The following is a 17,043-nucleotide window of genomic DNA, read 5'->3' as shown; positions in this document are numbered from 1 at the left end:
GCCCGGGACTCGCGGGAATCGGTCGCCGGTGTCGGCGGGTCCGCTCAGCCGTTGCAGGCGGCGCCGCGGATCCAGCCCTGCTGGCAGGCGAACTCGATCTGCTGCCTGCGCTCGTTCTCGTCGTCGGGCGCGCCGCGCGGCGGGAGACCGTCGCCGGGGCGCGCGGACGGCGGGTCCGCGGGATCGGCCGGGGTCCCGGCGCCACCGTCCCCGGTGCCGCCACCCCCGCCGCCGCCACCGCTGCCACCGCCCGGTGCGGCCGGCGCACCGCCCGGGGCCGGCCCGGTGCCGCCACCCGTGCCACCCGTGCCGCCGGTGCCGCCGCCCGTGCCACCAGTGCCGGTCGGGCCGCCGGTGCCGCCGGTGTCACGGCCGGGCGAGTCGGCGGACCATCCGGCACCGGGCCCGTCGTCGGAGCCGGTCGGCGGGACGGTGAACGGCGACGCCGCCGGTGCCGGTGGCGGGGCGGTGGACGCCGGCGCGGGCGGCGGGAGTGGAGTGTCGTCCGGTCCGGTCGCGCTGAACGACACGGCGGACACGGTGCCGGCGGTGGCGAGCACGGCCACCCCGGTCGTCAGCAGGGCGTGCATCCCCGGCAGGCGCATGGATTCCCCTCGGTGTCGGAACCGCTTTTCCCACCCGCCGGGACCGGTACTGGGCCCAACGGGTGATGCGCCGGCCGCGATGGCGAACGTTGCGTCACGTCCGGGCGCTCGGCGCAGTATGGCGTACGCCGGTCGGAGTAACGACGGCGACGTTGCGTGACATTTCGCAAGGGGGAGTCGCCGATCGCTCCGGCGACCGGTACGCGATCATGATCAGGCAGTGTCCGAGGAGGAGACCACCATCGCGAGCGAACCCGCCGACGCCGGCCGCAGCGGCCGACGCGCGGGCCGGGCGACCGCGGCACGCACCCGCATCGTCGGGTGGGTGCTGCTGCTCGTGCTCAGCTCGCTCGGGGTGGTCACCCTGGTCACCTGGCTGCTGCTGATCGACGAGACGGACCGCCGGATCGAGACCGCACTGACGTCGGAGATCGCCGAGTTCGCCCGGGTCACCGAGACCGGGATCAACCCGACCACCGGGCAGCCGTACGGCTCGGTCGACGAGATCCTCCGCTCGGTGATCGCCGCGAACGTGGCCCGGCCCAACGAGAAGTTCATGGGCTACCTCGACGGCCGGTTCCGGTGGGAGTCCCGGCGCACCAGCCCGCGGGTGCTGCTGCGGGAGGACCCGGCGTTCAACGCGATGGTCTCCTCCGTGCAGCGGCACACCCGCGGCTCCTACCAGAGCATGGCCGGAGAGGTGCGCTGGTCGGCGCTGCCGGTCGGGCTGGCCGGCGACCCCTCGCGCGGGGTCATCGTGATCGGCTACTTCACCGACCAGGAGCACGAGTTCGCGCACGAGGCCGCCCGGCTGATGGTGATCGTCGGCGTCGGCACGGCGCTGCTCGCCGCGGTGGGCGCGTGGCTGGTCGCCGGCCGGATCCTGCGCCCGCTGCGCGACGTCGCGACCACCGCCCGCACGATCACCGGCACCGACCTGTCCCACCGGGTGCCGCAGCGGGCCAGGGCCCGCGACGAGATCGCCGAGCTGGCCCGGACGCTGAACGCCATGCTCGACCGGGTGCAGAGCGGGATGGAGGCGCAGCGCCGGTTCGTCGACGACGCCGGGCACGAGCTGCGCACCCCGATCACGATCGTCCGCGGGCATCTCGGCGTGCTCGATCCGGGCGATCCCGACGACGTCACCGACACCGTCGCCCTGGTCGACGACGAGCTGGAACGGATGAACCGCCTGGTGTCGGAGATGCTCGCGCTCACCCGCGCCGAGCAGCCGTCGCTGCTGCGCCCGGAGCAGGTCGACGTCGCCGAGCTGACCCGTGAGCTGTTCGACAAGCTCACCGGGCTCGCCGACCGGGACTGGGTGCTGCAGTCGGTCGCCCCGGTGCGGGTGCGGATGGATCCGCACCGGATCACCCAGGCGATCGTGGCGCTGGCCGACAACGCGACCCGGTTCACCGGTCCGGGCGACCGGATCGCGCTCGGTTCGGAGACCGTCCGCGGACGGGTGCGGATCTGGGTGTCCGACACCGGGCCCGGCGTCGCGCCGGAGGACCGCACCCGGGTGTTCCGGCGGTTCGCCCGCGGCGAGAACGCCCCGCGTTCGGACGGCGCCGGCCTCGGCCTGTCGATCGTCGAGGCCATTGCGACCACGCACGGCGGGCGGGTGCTGCTGGAGAGCACCCCCGGCCGCGGCGCCACCTTCACCCTGGACCTGCCGGGGGACGCGCGGTGAGCAGCCGGATCCTGGTCGCCGAGGACGAGCCGCGGATCGCGTCGTTCCTCAAGAAGGGGCTGGTCGCCGCCGGTTTCGAGGTGACCGTCGTGCCGGACGGGCCGGGGGTGCACGATCACGTCGTCGGCGGCGGGTTCGACCTCATGGTGCTCGACATCGGGCTGCCCGGCCTGGACGGGTTCGCCGTCCTGCGCCGGATCCGCGCGGCCGGCAGCACCGTCCCGGTGATCATCCTGACGGCGCGGGACAGCGTGGGCGACACCGTCGCCGGCCTCACCGGCGGCGCCGACGACTACATGGCCAAGCCGTTCCAGTTCGAGGAGTTGCTGGCCAGGGTCCGGCTCCGGCTGGAACGCTCCCGCCCGGCGCCGGACCCGGAGGTACTGGCGTTCGGCGGGCTGGAGCTGGACCCGCGGACCCGGCACGTCGCCGTCGACGGGCGGACCGTCGAGCTGTCGGCGCGCGAGTTCGCGCTCGCCGAGGCGTTCCTGCGGCACCCCGGGCAGGTGCTGTCCCGGGACCAGCTGCTGCGGCTGGTGTGGGGCGGCGAGTCCGGCTCCGGATCCAACGTCGTCGACGTCTACGTGCGCTACCTGCGACGCAAGCTCGGCGCCGGCCGGATCGCCACCGTCCGCGGCACCGGCTACCGGCTCGAACCGGGCTGAGAGGGGTCCGCGGAGGGCGACTACCCTGGTCGTCCGTGTCCCTCACCCTCGGCATCGTCGGTCTGCCCAACGTCGGCAAGTCGACCCTGTTCAACGCGCTGACCCGCAACGACGTGCTCGCCGCGAACTACCCGTTCGCGACGATCGAGCCGAACGTCGGGGTGGTCCCGCTCCCGGACCCGCGGCTGGGCGAGCTGGCCCGGATCTTCTCGTCGGAGAAGATCCTGCCCGCCACGGTGTCGTTCGTCGACATCGCCGGGATCGTGAAGGGCGCCTCCGAGGGCGCCGGGCTGGGCAACAAGTTCCTCGCCAACATCCGCGAGTCCGACGCGATCTGCCAGGTCGTGCGGGTCTTCGACGACGCCGACGTGGTGCACGTCGACGGCCGGATCGATCCGGCGAGCGACATCGAGACGATCGCGACCGAGCTGGTGCTGGCCGACCTGCAGACCCTGGAGCGGGCGCTCCCGCGGCTGGAGAAGGAGGCCCGCACGCAGAAGGACCGGCGCCCCGCGCTGGAGGCGGCCCAGGCCGCGGCCGAGGTACTGAACAGCGGCCGGACGCTGTTCCAGGCCGGCGTCGACGCCGCCCCGCTGCGCGAGCTCACCCTGCTCACCACCAAGCCGTTCCTGTACGTGTTCAACGCCGACGAGGCCGTCCTCACCGACGACGCCCGCCGCAAGGAGCTCACCGAGCTCGTCGCCCCGGCGCAGGCCGTCTTCCTCGACGCCAAGGTCGAGGCCGAGCTGCTGGAGCTCGACGACGAGTCCGCCGCCGAGCTGCTGGAGTCGATCGGGCAGGACGAGCCGGGCCTGGCCCAGCTCGCCCGCGCCGGGTTCACCACGCTCGGCCTGCAGACCTACCTGACCGCGGGCCCGAAGGAGTCGCGCGCCTGGACCATCCCGCAGGGCGCCACCGCGCCGCAGGCGGCCGGGGTCATCCACACCGACTTCGAGCGCGGCTTCATCAAGGCCGAGGTGGTGTCGTACGACGATCTCGTTGCCGCCGGATCGATGAACGCCGCGAAGTCCGCCGGGAAGGTGCGGATGGAGGGGAAGGACTACGTCATGCAGGACGGCGACGTGGTCGAGTTCCGCTTCAACGTCTGACCCGGGTCCGCATCGTCACCCTCGCTCCGATCCGCGAGCACGGAGGTCCCGACGGAGTGGTCGAGGCGAGAGCGCATCAGTACTGATGCAGTTATGATGCAGCCATGCGGACCACCGTCGACCTGCCGCCTGCGGTGCACCGGCAGGCCAAGGAGATCGCCGAGCAGCGTGGTCTGTCGCTGTCCGCCGTGATCGCCGAACTCACGGCCCGCGGCCTGATCCAGCTCGGTCAGCAGGCCTTCATCGGCCGCGACGAGCGGTCCGGCTTCCCGGTGGTGAGCATCGGTCACCGGGTCACCTCGTCGGAGGTCGCCACCGTGCTGGACGAGGAGTGACGACCCACCTGCTCGACGCGAACGTCCTCATCGCACTCACCGTGGCCGAGCACGAGCACCACGACCGTGCGTCGAGGTGGGTGGCGGGGATCGAGCGTTTCGCGCTGTGCCCGGTGGTCGAGGGGGCACTCGTCCGATTCCTCGTCAAGGCGGGTGAGACGCCCGCGGTGCCGGTCGAGCTGCTGCGGGCGGTCCATGCGCTTCCCGGGTGTGAGTTCTGGCCCGATGCGGTCTCCTACGCCGACGTGGCTCTCGGCCACGTCCGGGGACACCGCCAGGTGACCGACGCCTACCTGGCGGGCCTCGTCGCGGCCCGTACCGACGCCACGCTCGCCACCATGGACGAGGCGCTGGCGAAGGCGCTTCCCGAGCTGGTCACGCTCGTGCCGCGGGCCGGCCCGGGTGACTGAACCCCGGCGACGGACGATCACGCCGTGCCGGTCCCCGGAACAGGTCGTGGCGCGACCGGCCGCCACCACCGGACGTCGCAGCGCCCGTCCGCCCGCAGCGCGACCGTGTGGTGGCTGCCCGCCGCAACGGCGACGACATCGGTCCAGCTGTCGACGTCGCACTCACCGGCCCGGTCGTCGCCCACGGCGACCACGGTCCCGTCCGACCGGCACCCGACGGAGTGTCGGCGCCCGGCCGCGAGCCCGGTCACCCGGTGCCGGCTCACCCCGCGCCGCGCCCGCTCCATCCCGGCTCCAGCGCCGCCCACTCCGCGCCGATCTCGCGACCGGCCCGCCGTGAGGTGACGATCCGCGCCCGCAGCAGCAGCCCGCCACCGATCAGCAGGACCAGCGCGGCCGCGGTCAGCGCAGGCCCGTTGCCCTCGGTGGGCGGCGCCATCGGGTCGCCCTGCTGGTCGGTCCAGATGCTGCGGGTCTCGCCGGGCGCCGGACGTCCGCCGAGCACCAGCGGCCCGACGTGCGGGCGCCCGTCGGGCCCGGTCCAGTGGGCGCGGACGGTGCTGCGGACCGGACCGCCCGGTTGCGGCGCCGCGGTCACGGCCAGCACCGTCGCGACCGTGCTGTGCGCGTCGGGCACCTCCCGCTGCACGGCCCGGATGCCGGCCAGGTGCCCGATGCAGAGCGCGACGGTCACCAGCACGACGACGAGGACCGGCGTCGCCCGCCGCAGCTGTGCCGCGCGCTGCGTGTCCGAGCGGTCTGAAATGTTCACCATCGAAGCCTGACTCGGGTCGGTGTCGTCTGGAAGAGCGAAGAGTCGGACCCAGCCTTCGGCTTTCACAGAGTCTGTAGCCTCTTGACATGGCGTTCGAGGTGCTCGACCTCCGGTTGTTCCTCGGAGTGGTCCAACGGGGCTCCATCACCCGCGGCGCGGAGCTGGTGCATCTGTCGCTGGCCTCGGCGAGCAGCCGGATCGCGGCGATGGAGGGCGCGGCCGGCCTCCCGCTGTTCGACCGGCACCGCCGCGGCGTCACTCCGACCCGGCAGGGTGAGCTGCTGGCGTCGCACGCCCGGGAGATCGTCGGCCGGCACGACCGGATGCGGCTGGAGCTCGCCGATCTCGCCGGGGGGCACGCGGCGACCGTCACGATCCTGACCAACACCGCGGGCGCGACCCTGCTCACCGGCCCGGTGACCGGGTTCCTGCACGAGCATCCCGACGTCGACGTCGACCTGGTCCAGCAGCCGAGCCACCGGATCGTCGCGGCGCTGGCCGAGGGCCGCGCCGAGCTCGGCGTGCTCGCCGACAACGTGGAGCTCGGCCGGCTGGAGGCGATCTCGCTGGGGCCGGATCCGCTGGTCGTCGTGGTCCATCCCGGGCACCGGTTCGCCGGGCGGGCGGCGGTCGCGTTCGCCGAGGTGCTCGACGACGACGCCCTGGTCGGCTACTCCGAGGGCAGCCCGCTGGAGGAGCACCTGCGGTCGCACGCCGTCCCACTGGGCGGCCATCCGCGGCACCGGGCCCGTTTCCCGGACGCCGGCTCGGTCTGTCACGCGGTGGCGGCGGGCGTCGGCATCGCCGTGCTCCCGGCCCGCGACGTCGCCGACGGCCTGGTCGGGGTCCCGCTGCGCGACGGATGGGCCGCCCGCGAGCTGCTCGTCGCCTGCCGCAGCTGGACCGGCCTGAGCAGCCCGGCCCGGGCGCTCGCCACCCTGCTGCGCGGCCGTTAGCCGGTTACCTCGCAGGTCATCGACGGGTGCCCGTCGACGGCCGCAGGATCGGCACCGTGGATCTCCTGGTGAGCGCGACGTTCCTGCTGGTCGGCCTGGTCAACGCGGCCCCGGTCGCGGGACTGCTCGGTGGCTCCGCGCTGCGCAGGCTCTACGGGACGACGCCGGCCGATCCGGCCACCGCGGTGCTGCTGCGGCACCGGGCGGTGCTGCTCGGCCTGCTCGGCGCGGCGCTGGCGGTGGCGGCGTTCGTCCCGTCCTGGCGGATGCCGGCGGGGATCGCCGGTCTGGTGAGCATGGTCGTCTTCGTGGTCCTGGCGCCGCCGCGGCGCGGCCTGCCCGCCGGCATCACCCGCACCGCGGTGATCGACGTGCTGCTGTCGGTGCTGCTGGCCGGCGCGCTGCTCGCCGGGTGATCAGAAGACCGTCCCCAGGTCGTCGCCGAGGATGCCGTCCAGCGCGTACTCGGCGAGCGCGGCCACCGTCATCGACGGGTTGCAGGCCCCGGTCGATCCGGGGATCAGCGCGCCGTCGACGACGTAGAGGCCGCGCTGGCCGAGGACCCGGCCGGCGGCGTCGCACACGTCGCCGATCGTCGCGCCGCCCAGCGGGTGGTAGGTGGTGGTGTCGAACGCGGTGTTGTCCAGGGTCGGGTTCAGCAGGCCGGTGACCAGGTCGCCGCCGACGATCCGGCGGATCCGGGCGGTGACGTCGCGGGTGAGCTGCGCGTCGTACGCCTGGCTCCAGTGCAGGACGGCGTCGTCGCGCACCGGGTCGTAGCGGAACTCGCCGCGCGGCTCGACGATCCCGTAGCCGATGATGCTGGTGGTGCCGACGTCGACCGGGAACGGCACGCCGGCCTGGATGACGGTGAGTGCGCGCGCCGGGTCCGACCAGTCCCGGACGCCGACGCAGGCCGGCCCGCCCTGCAGGGCGCCGGGGCTCTCGCCGACCGGGGCCCAGGCGAAGATCCGGTCACCGTTGTTGCCCCAGCGGGTGCCGACGCCGTCGGGCAGGTCCGGAACGAGTCCCTTCGCCCGCGCCTTCACCAGCAGCCGGGTGGTGCCGGCCGAGCCCGCGGCGAGGAACAGCGCGTCGGTGACGATCCGGATCCGCTCCAGCACGACGCCGTCGGTGCCGATCCGTTCGGTGTGCACCACCCAGCGTCCGGAGCGGTCCCGCTCGACGTCGGCGGCCCGGTGCAGCGGCGCGACCTCGACCAGCCCGGTCGCCTCCGCCTCGGCGAGCCAGGTCCGGTCGACGGTGTTCTTGCCGCCGTTGTTCGCGCCGTAGAGCACGTCCCCGGTGCTGTAGGACAGCGGGAGCTCGCCGCGCAGCTCGCGCCGCACCACGTCCCAGTCGAGCGGCAGCGGCACCCGGAAGCCGGGGGTCCCCGCCTCCTCGGCCCGCCGCAGGAACTGCCGGGAGCTGCGGTAGCGACCGTGCGCGAGCACGTCGTCCGGGATCGTCGCCGGGGCCAGCACCGCCTCGACCCGGCGGTAGTGGTCGCGGTCGAACCGCTCGAAGTCGAGCTCGGCGGGCATCGACGCGGCGAACGTCTCGGCCGAGGGCTGCATCGTCATCCCGTGGTAGACGAGCGAGCCGCCGCCGACGCCGGCGCCGCAGAGCACGTCCATCCCGATGCCGCGGACCCGGTCGAGGACGCCGGTCCAGGGCTTCCAGACGGCGGGCGGGGATCCGGTGAGCACCGGTCCCGGGGTCAGCCAGGACGCCCGCCGGTCCGGCGAGAACATCAGCGGGAAGGTGTCGCCGCCGGGCCGGACCGGCCAGCGGACACCGCGTTCGAGCACCAGCGCGGGGACGCCGGCCCGGGCCAGCCGGGCCGCGGCGACCGCCCCGCCGAACCCGGTACCGACGACGACCGCGCGCCGCCGTTCCTCCCGCGCCGGGGCCGGCGCCGCGACGGCGGACCGGGTGCCGAGGTGCAGTGCGGCCGCACCGCCGGCGGCCGCTGCGGCGGCCAGCAGGGAGCGCCGGGTGAGAGTCGGCATCGACGGACTCCTCGGGGTGACGCCCGGGCGTGGCCGGGCCGTGAACGGGGGGAGCGTTCGTTCCGTGCCGGGACGACCCTAGCCGAGCTTCTCCGACACATGTCGGATTGGGGTCGCTCCCCGGCCCGCCCGCGGACCGGCCGGGACGCACCGCCGTCCGGCGTAGTCGATCACGTCAGATGGCGTAGTGGCAGGTCAAGGGCCGTCGGGCCGGTGACCGTGGCCGGTGCGCCGGAGTGCGGCGGGGCGCTCTCGCAAGAGGGCCGTTCGGCGATCGATATGCGGCGAGCGGTGCGGTGAAAGGTGGGGAACGGTCCAGTCGTCGTTGCTCCGACCGGGTCACTTCGGCACGTCGTCGGCCAGTCGAGAGGGTGTCGCGCCGGATCGCCGGAAAGTGGTCGGGCCCTAGGACGTGTCGGTCGCGCCGGCGTTGCACCGATGTGATCTGCGCCTCTTGTCGAGGGTCGCCCGTAACGATCTGTGAAGTGTCGAAATCTCACGGAGAGTGCTATCCAACACCTGCTGGATAGCACTATGTGTAGTTGATCAACGGCGAGCGGTAGGACTGTCGTCGGAGAACCGGATGAATGGGGCACCAAGTGAGGGGCGACGTCCTCTTGCGTGGAGGCATTCCGTACGTTCTGCGACACCGGGCCGTGACACAGCGTGAAAGCTGACGGTCGGTTCACACAGATGAGAAGGAGAGCCATGAACGCCCCCGAGACGTCCTCCTCCCGCCGTACCGCGCGGCGGATCGCCACCGTCGGCGCCCTGACCGTCCCGCTCGCCCTCGGCTCCGCCGGGATGGCCCTCGCCGGTGACTACCACGACAGCGGCAAGGGCCACGACAAGAAGCGCGACTGCGCCCCGTCCTTCGCCTCGCAGGAGGGCGGCCTGCTCGGTCTCGACGCGGCCGTCGACCCGGCCCTGAACATCGGCGGCATCGCCAACAGCGGCCCGGTCTCCCAGCACATCGCCGCCGTCGACGAGTCCAACTCGGGCATCGTGCAGTCCGGCTGCGGCGCCGGCCACGCCGTCCAGGTCGACGACCTGGTCGGCCTCGGGCTCGACGTGAGCCCGTCGGTCAACCTCGGCGGCATCCTCAACTCCGGTGCGGTCGAGCAGTCCACCACCACCGTCGACCGCTCCAACAGCGGCGTGCTGCAGTCCGGCTCCGGGCACGGCCCGGGTGGCGGCTACGCCTCCCAGAAGGGCGGCCTGATCGGGATCGACGCGACCGTCAACCCGTCGATCAACATCGGCGGCCTGCTCTCCAGCGGCCCGGTCTCGCAGTCGACCACCTCGGTGGACCAGAGCAACTCCGGGATCGTCCAGGGCTGACAGCCCGCACCGACCCGCACCGACCCGCACCGCGGGCGGCACGTGCCGCCCGGGCCGATGGACCCGGCCCGGGCGGCACGGCCGGTCCGGGACGGCCGAGCAGGCTCAGAAGTCCCGGCGCACCAGCATCCGCCACGCCCACCCGGCGGCCACCTCCGGGGCGGGCAGCGGATCGCGTTCCAGCCAGCTCGCCGCCACCCCGAGCAACGACCAGGTCATCCCGGCCGCGAACACGTCCAGCGGGATCCCGGCGTCGGACTCGGCGAAGCCCATCCGCTGGGCGGTGTCGGCGACGAAGCCCTGCATCCAGCGCCGCATCACCGCGGCCGCGTCCGGTGCGGCCGCACCGCCGAGCGCCTGCCGGTAGAGCGTCGCGTGATCGGACACGTGCGCGAACCAGCGCAGCAGCGCGGCCGGCGGCTGCGCCCCGATCTCGGCCAGGACCAGGTCGGACAGGTCCGCCCCGGCGAGCGTGGCCTGCGCGCTCAGCGCGTCCGCGAGCAGCGACTCCTTGTCGGTGTAGTGCTGGTAGAAGCTGCTGCGGTTCACCCCGGCGCGCTCGGCGACGTCGGCGACGGTGATCGCCTCCAGCAGGCGCTCGCGGGCGAGCGCCAGCAGCGCGTCCTGCAGCCGCCGGCGTGTCCGCACCACCCTGGGATCCACCGCGGCATCCTCGCAGCTCGGCTCCCGGCGCGCCGTCCGTCCGCGCCCGGACCGGCTGTGGATCATCAGGATTGCCGAGGCCCGGCGCGGCCGGCCCCGGCATGCTGGTCCGCGGGGCGCCGCCGGGCGCCGGGACGGAGCGCCGGGTGACGACCGGGTGGACCTGGTGGGACGCGGTTGTGGCGCTGCTGCTCGCGGCCGCGCTCGGCACCGCCGCGGCCGGGTTCCGCGCCGCCCTGCCGGCCGCCGCCCGGCCGCCGGCCGCCGGCGGCACCGGCGCGGCTCTGGTCGCCGCCCTGGTCGTGACGCTGCTGGTGCACGGCGATCCGGTGCTCCAGACGACGGCCGTGGTCGCCTGCGGCTGCCTCGCCGTCACCGGCTCGATGGCACGCCGGTCGCACGACCGCGGACGGACGCAGCGCTGCTAGGTTCGGCGTCCGTCCGTACCCGGGAGGCGCTCGTTGATCACCGTGCGGGCGCTGGGTCCCGACGACTGGCGGACCTGGCGCGACCTGCGGCTGGCCGCGCTGGCCGAGGCGCCGCAGGCGTTCCACAGCCGGCTCGCGGACTGGGTGGGTGCCGGTGAGCACGAGTGGCGGGACCGGCTGCACGCCCCCGGCCGCTACCTGGTCGCCGAGCTGGACGGCCGGCCGTGCGCGCAGGTGGTGGCGGTGCCGCCGGATCCGGACGGCGTCGCCGACCTGGTCGCCCTGTGGGTCGCTCCGCACGCCCGCGGCACCGGGGTGGCCGACGCGCTGATCGCGGCCGTCTCCGAGCACGCCGTCGGGTGGGGTGCGCGGCGGCTGGCCCTGCACGTCGTCGTCGGCAACGAGCGGGCCGCGGCGCTGTACCGCAGGCACGGGTTCGCCGATCTCGGCGTGGTCGAACGGCCGGACGGGATCACCGAGCACCGGATGGAGCGCGCCCTCCCGCTGCCGGTCCCGGACGGGCCCTGACCTGCGGCGGAGCCGGAACTGTCAGGGGTGGGTCCTAGCGTTGCGCCCATGACCACCGCAGCCGGGCCGGTGCCCACCCTGACCGAGGTCGCCGCCGCCGTGCGGTCGTCCTGGGACCGGGACACCTGTGACGACGCGGACCGCGCCGGCTGGAGCCCCCGGCTGCCCTCGCGCGGGCAGTGCGGGGCCACCGCCCTGGTGCTGCACGACCTGTTCGGCGGCGATCTGCTGCTCGCCGAGGTGTGGCATCCGGACGGCCGGCTGCAGGGCTACCACTGGTGGAACCGGTTGCCCGGTGGCGTCGAGATCGACCTGACCGGCGACCAGTTCGCCCCGGGGGAGACGGTGCAGCCGCCCCGGGTGGTGGTCCGACCGCCCGGGCCGCCGCGGCGCTGCGGGGCCCAGTACGCGCTGCTGCGCCGACGGGTGCTGGCCCGGATCGGTGGTCCCGGTGCCGCCCGCTGAGCCGGGCCCGGCCGCCGGACCGGCGGCCGGGGCGGTGCGGTCAGTCGGCGGGGCCGCCCGCCGCGTGCCGGCCGGCCGCCTCGTCCCGGCGTCCCTCGCGCAGCAGGTCGCGGATCTCCACCAGCAGCTCGACCTCCGTCGGATCGGCCGGGCCCTCCTCCTCGCCGCGCTTGCGCCGCTCCTGGACCGTCTTCAGCGGCAGCACCACCAGGAAGTACACGACGGCCGCGGTGATCAGGAAGGTGATCACGGCGTTCACGAACATCGCCCAGTTGAACTCGATGCCGTTCACCACGAAGGTGCCGCCGAGCTCGCCGCCCCCCGACACCAGCCGGATCAGCGGCTCCAGGAACGCCTCGGTGAACGCCGTGACGACCGCGGTGAAGGCCGCGCCGATCACCACGGCCACCGCGAGATCGACGACGTTCCCGCGCATCAGGAAGTCCTTGAAACCCTTGAACATGCCCGTCCCCTCCCGGTCGACCCGGCCGGTGAACCGACCGGCCGGGTCCAGAGCCTGGCACCACCGGGGCCGGCACGGGGGCGCACCACGCCGTGCCGGGGCTCAGCGGCGCCCGTCCCGGACGGCGTCGGCGAGCGTCCCGAGCAGCGCGTCGGTGGTGTCCCAGGACATGCAGGCGTCGGTCACCGACCGGCCGCGCACCATGTCCGGCCCGAGCTCCTGGCGGCCCTCGACGAGGAAGCTCTCCATCATCAGGCCGGTCACCGCGCGCTCCCCGGCGGCGATCCGGCCGGCCAGCTCGCCGACCACGCCGGCCTGCCGCACGTGGTCCTTGCCGCTGTTGCCGTGGCTGGCGTCGACCACCACCCGGTCCGGCAGGCCGGCCTCCCGCAGCCGGGCCGCGACCGCGGCGACGTCGTCGGCGGAGTAGTTGGGCCGGGCGCCGCCGCGCAGGATCACGTGGGTGTCCGGGTTGCCGGTGGTGGTCACCAGGCCGGCGAGCCCGTCGGCGTTGACCCCCATGAACACGTGCGAGGCCGCCGCCGCGCGCATCCCGTCGACCGCGGCGCGGACGTCGCCGTCGGTGGCGTTCTTGATCCCGACCGGCATCGAGAGGCCGCTGACCAGCTGCCGGTGCACCTGGCTCTCCGCGGTGCGGGCGCCGATCGAGCCCCAGCTGACGACGTCGGCGATGAACTGCGGGGTGATCGGGTCGAGGAACTCGCAGCCCACCGGCAGGCCCAGCGCGGAGATGTCGAGCAGCAGCTTGCGGGCGGTGCGCAGGCCCCGGTTCACGTCGAACGTGCCGTCCAGGCCCGGGTCGTTGATCAGGCCCTTCCAGCCGACGGTGGTGCGTGGCTTCTCGAAGTAGGTGCGCATCACGACGCACAGCTCGCCGGACAGCTCCGCGGCCCGGTCGGCCAGCCGCCGCGCGTAGTCCAGCGCGGCGTCCGGATCGTGCACCGAGCAGGGGCCGACGACGACCAGCAACCGGTCGTCGGCGCCGTCGAGGATGCCGGTGACAGCGGCGCGACCGCGGGTGACCGTGTCGGCGACCGCAGGGGTGCACGGCAGGTCGTGGCGCAGCAGCGCGGGGGAGATCAGCGGGCTGATCCGCTCGATGCGCCGGTCGTCCAGCGGGGCGTCCAGCAGCGGAGCGGTGGGGGTACTCATCGGGGACCGCGGTCCTTTCCCGGCGGACCGCCCCGGATCACCTCGCCCGAGCCGGTCCGTGATGCCGGCTCGAGGGATGGAGGGTCAGCGCACTACAGCACCGGCCGACCCATCCCGGGCCGGCTGGCGAAACCAGTAGTAGGCGCTGTGCACGACCCGACCGTACCCCACCCGGCGTCCGGAGATCGAGCGCGTGCCCGGCCCGGCCGCGTGGTACCACCGACGCATGCGGATCGCGCTCGCCCAGATCTCCTCCACCCCGGACCCGGATGCCAACCTCGCCGAGGTCGACCGGCTCACCCGCGAGGCGGTCGCCGCGGGGGCCCGGCTGGTGCTGTTCCCGGAGGCCACGATGTGCCGCTTCGGGGTGCCGCTCGGCCCGGTCGCCGAGCCGCTGGACGGCCCGTGGGCCGGCCGGGTGCGCGCACTCGCCGCCGAGCACGGGGCGACGGTGGCCGCCGGGATGTTCACCCCGTCCGGCGACGGCCGGGTCCGCAACACGCTGCTGGTCACCGGCGGCGGCGTGGACACGCACTACGACAAGATCCACATGTTCGACGCCTTCGGGTTCGCCGAGTCCGACACGGTCGCCGCCGGGACCGAGCCGGTGACCGTGGGCCTCCCGGAGGCGGACGGCGCCGGCACCGATCCGGTCACCGTGGGCCTGTCCACCTGCTACGACGTCCGGTTCCCCGGCCTCTACCAGCGGCTCGCCGACGCCGGCGCCACGGTGCTCGTCGTCCCGGCGTCCTGGGGGGCGGGGGAGGGCAAGCGCGAGCAGTGGGAGCTGCTGGTGCGGGCCCGCGCGCTGGACACCGGCTCGTTCGTGGTCGCCTGCGACCAGGCCGACCCGACCACCGTCGGCGGCGAGCACGGCCGGGCGCCGACCGGGATCGGGTACAGCCTGGTGGCGGGTCCGCGGGGCGAGATCGTCGACGGGCTCGGCGCGGAGCCGGGTCTGCTCGTCGTGGACCTCGACCCGGCCGTGGCCGGGCAGGTGCGCGAGCAGGTCCCGGTGCTGCGCAACCGGCGCTTCTGAGAGGTCCCCGGGGCCGTCCGGCCGGTGTCCGGGGTGCCGCTCAGCCGCCGGCCGCGGTGATCCGGTCCGAGATGTGCCCGGCGAGGTCGGTGTCCTTCGCGGTCAGCCCGCCCTCGGAGTGGGTGGACAGCCGGAAGGTCAGCGTGTTGTAGCGGATGTCGATGTCCGGGTGGTGGTCGGCGGCCTCGGCGTCGTCGGCGACCCGGTCCACCACCGCTATCGCGGCGGCGAAGTCGGGCAGCTTCGCGGTGCGGACGAGCGCGTCGCCGTCCCGCTCCCAGCCCGGGAGCTTCAGCAGCGATGCGGTGATCTCGGCGTCGGACAGCTTGGGGGTGGCCATCGCCCCATCGTGGCGTAACCGCCCCGATCCGGCCCGGCGGCCCGCCGTGCACGGTCCGCGGGCGGTCACGAGCCACGCCCCAGCAGGTACCCGGCGACGCCGGCGCCGGCGACGGCGAACCCGGCCGCGCGCAGCGTCGTCGCCCAGGCCGCTGCGGTGTCCACCGGCGCGCTGAACGTGCCCGCGAGCACCTCGTGCCAGTGCCCGGTCGGCAGCGCCGGTGCCGCAGGCCCCCACAGCACCGCCACCAGCGGCGCGACGACCAGCGCCACCAGCCCGGCCACCACGACGACCGAGGGGCGCCGCGCCGCCGCCGACACGGCGAGCAGCAGGATGCCGAATCCGGTCAGCTGACCGGCCGTCCAGACCGTGAGCAACAGCGCCCTGGCCAGCGTCGGGCCGGTCCCGAACGGTCCCACCCCGAGCGCCGCCCAACCGGCGAGCAGCGAGGTGCCGACCACCACGACCGAGGCCAGCACCGCGGCGGCGGCGACGGCGGACGCCTTCAGCAGCACCAGCCGGCCGGGCCCGACCGGGGACAGCCGCAGCCCGTCCAGGGTGCCGCGGGCCCGCTCGGTGGCGAACGCGTCCGCTGCGACGAGCACCACCGGCATGCCGAGCGAGAACGCGGCGGGCTCGGCCAGCGCGACCATCAGCACGCCGAGGACGTAGGCGTAGCGCTCCGGGCCGCTCGCCGCGAGCGCGGCCGCCCCCAGGATCGGGACGAGCGCGGCGGCCGCCAGGGCGACCGCGGTCCGCGGGCGGGCCAGCGCCAGCTCGATCTCCGAGCGCAGCAGCCGGGACAGCGGCGCCGCCGTCCGGCGCCGGGTACGGGCCGGACGGTCCGCCGGCGGACCGGGCTGCGGGAACCGGCCGGCACCGGGCCGGGCGGGCGCGCTCATCGGTGCAACCCGGCCGGTACCGCCGGGCGCCCCGGCCGGCCGGGACGGACTGACGCGTTCACCCGGTGCAACCCGGCCGGCACCGCCGGGCACCCCGGCCGGCCGGGACGGGCGGGCGGGTTCACCGGTACGCCCCGACCGGCACCGCGGGGGACCCGGGCCCGCCGGTGTCGCCGGTGAGCCGGGCGAACACGTCCTCCAGCCGGACGGTGGGCCGGGTGACCTCGTGCACCGCGACGCCGGCGTGCACCAGCAGCGCCACCACCTCGGGGGCCCGCGCCCCCGGCACGTGCACCCGGCCGTCGGCCGCGGCGACAGCGTCGAACCCGCGCTGCCGCAGGGCCTGCACGGCCCGGCCGCCGCCCGGGGTGGTGATCACGAGCAGGTCCGGGGCGCCGCCCAGCAGCTCGTCCAGCGGCCCGGCGGTGAGCAGCCGGCCGGCCCGGAGCACGGCGACGTGGGTGCAGGTCGCCTCGATCTCGCCGAGCAGGTGCGAGCTGATCACGACGGTCGCCCCGGCCGTGTGCATCTCACCGATCAGCCGCCGGACGTCGCGGGTGCCCGCCGGATCGAGACCGTTGGTCGGCTCGTCGAGCACCACCAGGCGGCGCCGGGTGAGCAGCGGGACCGCCAGGCCGAGCCGCTGGCGCATGCCGAGCGAGTACTCGCGCACCCGGCGGTCGGCGGCCCCGGACAACCCGACCCGGTGCAGCACCGCAGCGACCGCGGACGGGATCCGGGCGGTGTCCAGCAGCGGCTCGGCGGCGGCGTAGCGGAGCAGGTTCTGCCTGCCCGTCCGGTGCGGGTGCACGGCGGGCAGCTCGATCAGCGCGCCGACGTGCGGCAGCACCTCGGCGGCCCGCCCGGGCAACCGCCTGCCGAGCAGCTCGACCGTGCCCTCGGTCGGCGCGAGCAACCCGAGCAGCATCCGCATCAACGTCGTCTTGCCCGCCCCGTTCGGACCGAGCAGGCCGAGGACGGAGCCCATCGGGACGTCGAGATCGACGCGGTCGACGGCCCGGACCCCGCGGAAGCCACGGCCGAGGCCGACGGCGCGGACGGCGGGTGGGCGGCCGGGCGGAAGGGTGACGGTCGGGTGCACCGGGACAGGGTGGCCGTCCGGGACCGTGGGCGGGCCGTT

General features: G+C 74.9%; 22 protein-coding genes. 12 read left to right on the top strand and 10 right to left on the bottom strand.

Annotation, left to right across the window (positions count from 1 at the left end; genetic code table 11):
- Positions 1–44: 44 nt before the first annotated feature.
- Complete coding sequence (locus ACVJO7_RS02020; protein ID WP_491671445.1) at positions 45–605, bottom strand: hypothetical protein; 561 nt, start codon at positions 603–605, stop codon at positions 45–47.
- A 220-nt stretch (positions 606–825) separates the two neighbouring features.
- Between ACVJO7_RS02020 and ACVJO7_RS02015 the strand changes: the two genes are divergently transcribed.
- From ACVJO7_RS02015 to ACVJO7_RS01995, 5 genes are all read left to right on the top strand, one after another.
- Positions 826–2,298, top strand: coding sequence for a sensor histidine kinase (locus ACVJO7_RS02015; RefSeq protein WP_491671444.1), 1,473 nt, complete (start codon positions 826–828; stop codon positions 2,296–2,298).
- Positions 2,295–2,963, top strand: coding sequence for a response regulator transcription factor (locus ACVJO7_RS02010; protein WP_491671443.1), 669 nt, complete (start codon positions 2,295–2,297; stop codon positions 2,961–2,963). Before ACVJO7_RS02015 ends, ACVJO7_RS02010 begins: the two co-directional genes overlap by 4 nt.
- Before the next feature lie 35 nt (positions 2,964–2,998).
- Positions 2,999–4,072 (top strand): redox-regulated ATPase YchF, encoded by a 1,074-nt coding sequence (gene ychF / locus ACVJO7_RS02005; RefSeq protein WP_344026506.1) that lies wholly within the window; start codon positions 2,999–3,001, stop codon positions 4,070–4,072.
- 104 nt (positions 4,073–4,176) lie between these two features.
- A complete protein-coding gene (locus tag ACVJO7_RS02000) occupies positions 4,177–4,407 on the top strand; it encodes an antitoxin (protein ID WP_491671442.1) in 231 nt (76 codons plus the stop codon).
- On the top strand, positions 4,404–4,817 hold the full coding sequence (locus tag ACVJO7_RS01995) for a TA system VapC family ribonuclease toxin (RefSeq protein ID WP_491671441.1): 414 nt from the start codon (positions 4,404–4,406) through the stop codon (positions 4,815–4,817). The genes ACVJO7_RS02000 and ACVJO7_RS01995 overlap by 4 nt, the downstream gene beginning before the upstream one ends.
- A gap of 17 nt (positions 4,818–4,834) precedes the next feature.
- On the opposite strand, the gene ACVJO7_RS01990 is transcribed toward ACVJO7_RS01995, so the two are convergent.
- Complete coding sequence (locus ACVJO7_RS01990) at positions 4,835–5,002, bottom strand: RCC1-like domain-containing protein (protein WP_491671440.1); 168 nt, start codon at positions 5,000–5,002, stop codon at positions 4,835–4,837.
- Positions 5,003–5,079: 77 nt separating this feature from the next.
- Complete coding sequence (locus ACVJO7_RS01985) at positions 5,080–5,589, bottom strand: hypothetical protein (protein WP_491671439.1); 510 nt, start codon at positions 5,587–5,589, stop codon at positions 5,080–5,082.
- An 89-nt stretch (positions 5,590–5,678) separates the two neighbouring features.
- On the opposite strand from ACVJO7_RS01985, the gene ACVJO7_RS01980 reads away from it, so the two are divergent.
- Together ACVJO7_RS01980 and ACVJO7_RS01975 are read left to right on the top strand one after the other, a co-directional pair.
- Positions 5,679–6,548 (top strand): LysR family transcriptional regulator, encoded by an 870-nt coding sequence (locus ACVJO7_RS01980; RefSeq protein WP_491671438.1) that lies wholly within the window; start codon positions 5,679–5,681, stop codon positions 6,546–6,548.
- Positions 6,549–6,604: 56 nt separating this feature from the next.
- Positions 6,605–6,964, top strand: coding sequence for a hypothetical protein (locus tag ACVJO7_RS01975; protein ID WP_491671437.1), 360 nt, complete (start codon positions 6,605–6,607; stop codon positions 6,962–6,964).
- Here the strand turns inward: ACVJO7_RS01975 and ACVJO7_RS01970 are convergent, their stop codons facing one another.
- Positions 6,965–8,560, bottom strand: coding sequence for a GMC oxidoreductase (locus tag ACVJO7_RS01970; RefSeq protein WP_491671436.1), 1,596 nt, complete (start codon positions 8,558–8,560; stop codon positions 6,965–6,967).
- Between the two features lie 708 nt (positions 8,561–9,268).
- Here ACVJO7_RS01970 and ACVJO7_RS01965 point away from each other — a divergent pair.
- Complete coding sequence (locus ACVJO7_RS01965; protein ID WP_344026488.1) at positions 9,269–9,901, top strand: hypothetical protein; 633 nt, start codon at positions 9,269–9,271, stop codon at positions 9,899–9,901.
- A 105-nt stretch (positions 9,902–10,006) separates the two neighbouring features.
- On the opposite strand, the gene ACVJO7_RS01960 is transcribed toward ACVJO7_RS01965, so the two are convergent.
- A complete protein-coding gene (locus ACVJO7_RS01960) occupies positions 10,007–10,564 on the bottom strand; it encodes a TetR/AcrR family transcriptional regulator (protein ID WP_358483290.1) in 558 nt (185 codons plus the stop codon).
- Positions 10,565–10,710: 146 nt separating this feature from the next.
- Here ACVJO7_RS01960 and ACVJO7_RS01955 point away from each other — a divergent pair, with 146 nt between their 5' ends.
- From ACVJO7_RS01955 to ACVJO7_RS01945, 3 genes are read left to right on the top strand one after another with little or no spacing between them, the layout of a single operon-like run.
- Positions 10,711–10,992 (top strand): hypothetical protein, encoded by a 282-nt coding sequence (locus ACVJO7_RS01955; protein ID WP_344026484.1) that lies wholly within the window; start codon positions 10,711–10,713, stop codon positions 10,990–10,992.
- Between the two features lie 42 nt (positions 10,993–11,034).
- A complete protein-coding gene (locus tag ACVJO7_RS01950; RefSeq protein ID WP_344026827.1) occupies positions 11,035–11,520 on the top strand; it encodes a GNAT family N-acetyltransferase in 486 nt (161 codons plus the stop codon).
- A 48-nt stretch (positions 11,521–11,568) separates the two neighbouring features.
- On the top strand, positions 11,569–11,985 hold the full coding sequence (locus ACVJO7_RS01945; protein WP_344026482.1) for a YunG family protein: 417 nt from the start codon (positions 11,569–11,571) through the stop codon (positions 11,983–11,985).
- Between the two features lie 40 nt (positions 11,986–12,025).
- Here ACVJO7_RS01945 and mscL read toward each other — a convergent pair whose 3' ends face one another.
- Complete coding sequence (gene mscL, locus ACVJO7_RS01940) at positions 12,026–12,448, bottom strand: large conductance mechanosensitive channel protein MscL (RefSeq protein ID WP_344026480.1); 423 nt, start codon at positions 12,446–12,448, stop codon at positions 12,026–12,028.
- Positions 12,449–12,550: 102 nt separating this feature from the next.
- Positions 12,551–13,621, bottom strand: coding sequence for a 3-deoxy-7-phosphoheptulonate synthase (locus tag ACVJO7_RS01935; protein WP_344026478.1), 1,071 nt, complete (start codon positions 13,619–13,621; stop codon positions 12,551–12,553).
- Between the two features lie 226 nt (positions 13,622–13,847).
- On the opposite strand from ACVJO7_RS01935, the gene ACVJO7_RS01930 reads away from it, so the two are divergent.
- Entirely contained in the window at positions 13,848–14,660 is an 813-nt protein-coding gene (locus ACVJO7_RS01930) for a carbon-nitrogen hydrolase family protein (protein WP_491671435.1), read from the top strand.
- 40 nt (positions 14,661–14,700) lie between these two features.
- On the opposite strand, the gene ACVJO7_RS01925 is transcribed toward ACVJO7_RS01930, so the two are convergent.
- From ACVJO7_RS01925 to ACVJO7_RS01915, 3 genes are all read right to left on the bottom strand, one after another.
- Entirely contained in the window at positions 14,701–15,000 is a 300-nt protein-coding gene (locus ACVJO7_RS01925; RefSeq protein ID WP_491671434.1) for a 4a-hydroxytetrahydrobiopterin dehydratase, read from the bottom strand.
- 65 nt (positions 15,001–15,065) lie between these two features.
- Positions 15,066–15,902 (bottom strand): ABC transporter permease, encoded by an 837-nt coding sequence (locus ACVJO7_RS01920; protein WP_491671433.1) that lies wholly within the window; start codon positions 15,900–15,902, stop codon positions 15,066–15,068.
- Between the two features lie 121 nt (positions 15,903–16,023).
- Positions 16,024–17,004 (bottom strand): ABC transporter ATP-binding protein, encoded by a 981-nt coding sequence (locus tag ACVJO7_RS01915; protein ID WP_491671432.1) that lies wholly within the window; start codon positions 17,002–17,004, stop codon positions 16,024–16,026.
- Positions 17,005–17,043 lie beyond the last annotated feature (39 nt).

It is taken from the genome of Pseudonocardia sp. DxW, assembly GCF_058448985.1.
Note: the sequence above shows the minus strand (reverse complement) of the source record. Positions and strands in the feature narration are given on the sequence as shown.